Source organism: Deinococcota bacterium, from assembly GCA_030858465.1.
In the GTDB taxonomy this organism is placed as follows: Bacteria; Deinococcota; Deinococci; order Deinococcales; family Trueperaceae; genus JALZLY01.
Genome location: JALZLY010000313.1, coordinates 1 through 4,800, shown reverse-complemented (window position 1 = coordinate 4,800; position 4,800 = coordinate 1). Strand labels below are relative to the sequence as shown.

Annotated in this window: 3 protein-coding genes; 1 reads left to right on the top strand and 2 read right to left on the bottom strand. The window is 65.9% G+C overall.

Going from position 1 to position 4,800, the window contains the following annotated elements:
• Positions 1-266, top strand: a 266-nt coding sequence (locus tag M3498_15515; GenBank protein ID MDQ3460687.1) for a hypothetical protein, incomplete at its 5' end; no start/stop codon positions are given.
• 122 nt (positions 267-388) lie between these two features.
• On the opposite strand, the gene M3498_15510 is transcribed toward M3498_15515, so the two are convergent.
• Positions 389-919 (bottom strand): YceI family protein, encoded by a 531-nt coding sequence (locus tag M3498_15510; GenBank protein MDQ3460686.1) that lies wholly within the window; start codon positions 917-919, stop codon positions 389-391.
• A gap of 543 nt (positions 920-1,462) precedes the next feature.
• Positions 1,463-4,471 carry a S8 family serine peptidase gene (locus M3498_15505; protein ID MDQ3460685.1) on the bottom strand — a complete coding sequence of 1,003 codons (3,009 nt, stop codon included), beginning with the start codon at positions 4,469-4,471 and terminating at the stop codon, positions 1,463-1,465.
• Between the last annotated feature and the right edge of the window lie 329 nt (positions 4,472-4,800).

Sequence of the window (4,800 nt, the reverse complement as noted above, 5' to 3'; positions counted from 1 at the left end):
CGCTCTTCCACCTGCGGGCGCTCCTTGGCGACGGGCTCACGCTGCTCTTCACCGCCCTGCGGGTGAGCGCCGTCTACCTGGTGCTGCTCGGCCTGCTCTACGCGAGCGGGCGGCGGACCTTGGGCCAAGGCAACCGTCCAGGTTTCTTTTGGAGTCAGCTCATGAACCGACGCAATATCACCGGGCTCTTCGTACTCCTGGCCCTCCTGGTCGCCCTGCTGGCGGCCAACGCTTCGCGCCTGCCAACGAAAGGAGGCGCTTTATGATGTCCGCTCGCACGAAACGCACCGTTATCGTCATGATGATGACCCTGCTGCTCTTTGGGCGCGTCCTCGCCTGGGCGATCCCCTATCTGCGGATCCGCTGAGCGATCCAGTAATGAGCAATGCTAGTGGGCTGTGGCGGTACCGCTCACCGTGACCTCGAGCGCGTCGTCGACGCTCAGGAAGAGAAATTGCGGAGGCTCGAGGTTCCAGTCGCTGAACCTGGTCGCGAACGTCCCCGTAAACGAGAAGCCCGTTCCCTGCCGCGTCAGCGTACCGGGGATGCGGACTTCTCGCTGGACGCCGTGGAGGTCGAGCAGGCCGACCAGCGTGGCCGGGCCGCCCGGCTGCCCCTCGAGGCGCGTGGGCGTATAACAGGACTGGGGGTAGGTCCTCACCTCGAACTTGCCGCGGGTGTCCGCGTCGCGAAGCGCGTTGCCCGAATCCCAGGCAGCCAGGTCCAAGCACACCTGTCCGCTCATCTGCCCGCTGCCCTCGTCCCAACTGAGCTGTCCGCTGGCGGTGGTGTTTTTTCCCTGCCAGGGGCCGAGCGTGTAGCTGGCGCTGTAGGTGACCGTGCCGCTGACGCCGTAGCCTGCGCTCTGCGCCCAAGCCAGGCCGAGCAGCATCGCCATCAGGGCGCAAGACCGTTTCACTGCCCTCCCAGCGGGGCTGCTCCCTGTCAGTATGCCGGCGGCGTAGTGAAGACTGCGCCTCATGGCTTGTCTTGTTCGGACGACGGGCTCTTTGCTCACGGCGTGTTCCTTTCGGTGGGGCTCGAGACGGCTCGGGCCTTGTTGCGTCACCCAGTACGGTTGCCGGACCGTCTCGAACGCTCCGCTGCTATCGGGTGGGCAGGGGCTCGGCGTCATCACGGCTCGCGCCAACCGCGCCCTGCAGGAGACGCGACCCCTTCTGACTCATCATACCCACCCTAGGTTAAGGGCACTAGCCCTTGGCCCTAGTGGGCCCCACCTAACGGTGCGCGAACGTGCAGCAACACCTTTTATGGGTCTCATCTGCCAGTGTAAGGGCAACCCTTTGCGCCGTAACTCTCAAGTTTGAGCATGGTCCATCCCAACTTGCTATCTCAGAGTCTTCACTCCTTACCGTGGGATAGAGGGGTCAACCGTTAAGATGGTGGACGCTTCTCAGCCAACGTTCGGGGAAACGAGCTGAGCGCTTATTTCTCCTAAGTTTCAAAGGATGATGAGCCACTCGAGCACGATGACATCCGTGCCGGTATTGCCCTCTGGGTCGGTGACGTTGAGTCTCACCTGCACGGTGTAGGTGCCCGCGCCGCTGAAGTCATAGGTGTCGTTGGGCGTCCACTCTACGGTGGGCGCGTTGCCGACGACGATGGGCGCGTTGTCAAAGAGCTTGACCGTCCACTGGTAGCTCAACTCGGTCGCGCCTTCGGGGTCGGTCGCCGTCCCCGAGAGGGTGAGGGGCTCGTCGGTGCGCACCTGGGCGTGGTCTTCGGGGCTCGAGATCTGCACGAAGGGCGGCAGGTTGGGCGGCGGCTCCACCACGCTGATGCTCACGGTCGCGGTGTCGCTCGAGCCCTGCGGATCGGTCGCGGTGAGCGTCAGGGTGCGCGGGCCATTCGTGGCGAACACGACTTCGGCCTCGCAGCCCGTCACCGGGAAGGGGTCGCCGGCCACGCTGCTGGTCCAGACGAGGCGGCTGCAGGCGAGCTGTTCCTGCGGCTCGTTGCGGTCGCTCGCCCGACCGCGCAGCACCACGCTGGCGCTGCGAAAGACCTCGTCGCCCTCGAGCGGTTTGCTAAGGGTCACATCTGGCGCGTTGTTGACGACGTTGAGCGTCATGCGTTCGGTGGTGGTCGCGCCGCCGCTGTCCGTCGCGGTGACGGTGATGATGCGCTTACCCAAGGTCGTGAAGGTGCGGGTGACGCTGTAGCCGCTGCCGAGCGGACCGTCCACATCCGAGGTCCATCTCACGGTACAGCAGGGGAAGGCGTCTTCGAAGTCTTGCACCTCGGCGCTGAGCGACAGCTCGACGTTGAGGGGCACATCTCCGCTGGCGCCGAGGGTGATGCTGGGCGGCACGTTGCCGAGCGCGGCCCGGACCGCGCCGAGCGCGTTGACGTAGCGCCCCACGTTGGGGTCGGGGCTGGGGTGCGCCGTGTTCATGAGGATGTCTTCGACCGCGCCCGCGCTGAGCCCTGGGTTCGCCGCCCAGATGAGCGCCGCGACGCCAGCGGCAAAAGGCGACGAGAAGCTGGTGCCGCTCAACACCTGGACCTGGTTGCCGGGCGAGGCGGGGTCGGGGCCGAGCCAGAGCGTGTAAGGCGCGAAGATGTCCACCTGATCGCCGCCGTAGTTTGAACCACTTGCCCGGTTCTTGGAGTTGCCGCCCAGGCCGCCGACGCAAATGACGCCCGCGTTCTCGCAGGGGGTGTGCCAGGTCCGCTCCCAGCACACCCCGAGGGTGCAGCCTTCGGCGTCCACGTTCTTGCCCTCGTTGCCCGCCGCCGCGAACAGCAGCATTCCCGTCGTGCGAAGCGCCGCCGTCGTCGCCTCGAAGGGCAAGACGCTCCAGGCCGCGTACCAGGGCACGGGCGCGCCGTAACTCATGTTGGCGATTTTGGCCCCGGCGGTGCCCGCGTCGAACAGGGCCCTCATCGAGGTGAAGAAGTCGTAGAGCGTAAACACGATGACGGGCTGGGCAACCGGCCCGGCAGGGCCGGCAGCGCCGTACTGGTTGTCCGGCAGCCCCATCGCCGCGCTGACGACCTGCGTGCCGTGCCAGGGGCAAGTGTTGCCACCGCTACAGGAGAGCAGGTTCTTCGTGCCGATGGCGTTTGTCAAGGGAACGTTGGTCCGCGCGATATAGCCGCCCTGCCAATCGGCGTCGGGCTGAAAGCCCATGTCGAGCACGGCCAGCTTGACGCGGTTGCCGAGCTTCCCGGCCAAATCCAGCGCCCGCCACGCCTCGGCCACGCCGATGTCTTGCACGCTTGCGGAGCCCGAGCTGTGCGAAGGCCAGCGGAAGGCGTCCGGGGTGTAGGCGACACCGGCGAGAGCAGGGCCGCTCGGCGCTTCCAGCGAGGTTCTGTCGCGGAACTGTGCCCCGCTGCCGACCCAGTTCATGCCGACGTCGAGCCCATCTGCGGCTTCAGCGCTGGCAGCGGCGATGAGGTCGAGGCCAGCCTGGCTCGAGACCTTGTAGCCCCCGGTCGCCGTGGTCGCGGTCGGCTCGAGCGCCAGGTGGAGCGCCCGCAGGTCTTGCGCGAGCCGCGACGTGTCCGCAGCCGAGGCGTCTATGCGGATGAGGTGCTGCTTGGGCAGGCCGCTCACCGCGGCCCCGCTCGGGTCGAAGGTCTTCAGCACCGTCCCGTTCCAGCGCGCCACGAACGCCTGCACCTGCGCGTCGTCGTCGGACTGGAGCCAGACTTCGTTCGCCACAAACTCGGCTTGGCTGCTGTCGTCGCCGGTCACTGCCGCTACCGGGCGCGGCTTGCCGTCCTCGAAGCCGGGCAGGGCGGCGACGGGGGGTTGGATGGCTGGGTCGACGGTGAGGCTTATGGCGGGAGGGTCGATGGAGGGAGGGTCGATGGTGAGGGTGGCTGTGCTGGTTATGTCCGTGCCCGCAAGGGCGGCGGTGAGGGTGGAGGTGGTGCTGCTCGTAACGCCGGCGGGCGGGGTGTAGAGGGTGGTGAGGCCGGTCTTGGGGGCAATGCTGCCGGGACCGGACAGCGACCACGTCACCGCGCTGCTGCTGCTGGTGGCGGTGGCGGTGAAGCTTACCGCTGGACCGCCAGCAGTAACCGCCGCCGCGTCTGGAGTGATGATGACCGTGGGCGCTAGCGGGCTCGTAACGCTGAGGCTTAAGTTAGCTTCTGAACGCAGGCTTCCACTTGTGCCGGTCACCGTCAGGGAAGTTGGTCCGCCCACAGCGGCGTCGTTGCCGGCGGCAAGGGTCAGCGTGCCGCTGGCTGCTCCCGCCGGGATGGTCAGGGGCGCGGCGCTGATGCCGACCGGCGGGTTTGCGAGCGTGACGGTCACCGGCGCGTCAAAGCCGTCGCTTGAGGTGACGCTGAGGGTGACTTCGGCGCTCGAGCCCTGCTGCACGGTCAGCTCGGGGTTGGGCAGCGAGAGCGTGAAGGAGCCTGGGGTTGAGCCGGAGCAGGCGCTGAGCATGAGGGCGAGCAGCATGCCGGGTATGAGGGTGCGGGTTGGCTTCATAGGTAATCGTTCTTCTCCTATCTGTATGAAGGGCTCGAGTCTCTAGCCCGGTAGTGGGGTGCGCTGGTGGGGAAGTACACCAGCGCCCCGCACCGCTAAAGTCAAAGGTGCTCGAGGGGATAGTACAGCCACACGGCGAAGGTTATACCTTCTCATCAAATGGATGGCTGATAGCTGTTTGAACGTAGCTTAGGGCTTTGTATTCATACGCCTCTTCTCCTTTACAAAAGCTTGCTTTGACAAACGCCATTAGATGTTACGAACGTCCTCTCCTTTCTCTCCTCTCGGAGTGAGTTAGCCATAGTAGGGGCGTATTGCAATACGCCCCT

Bases quoted from the DNA above. Each gene is read 5' to 3' on its own strand.
- M3498_15505 (MDQ3460685.1), bottom strand. From the start codon at position 4,471: ATGAAGCCAACCCGCACCCTCATACCCGGCATGCTGCTCGCCCTCATG.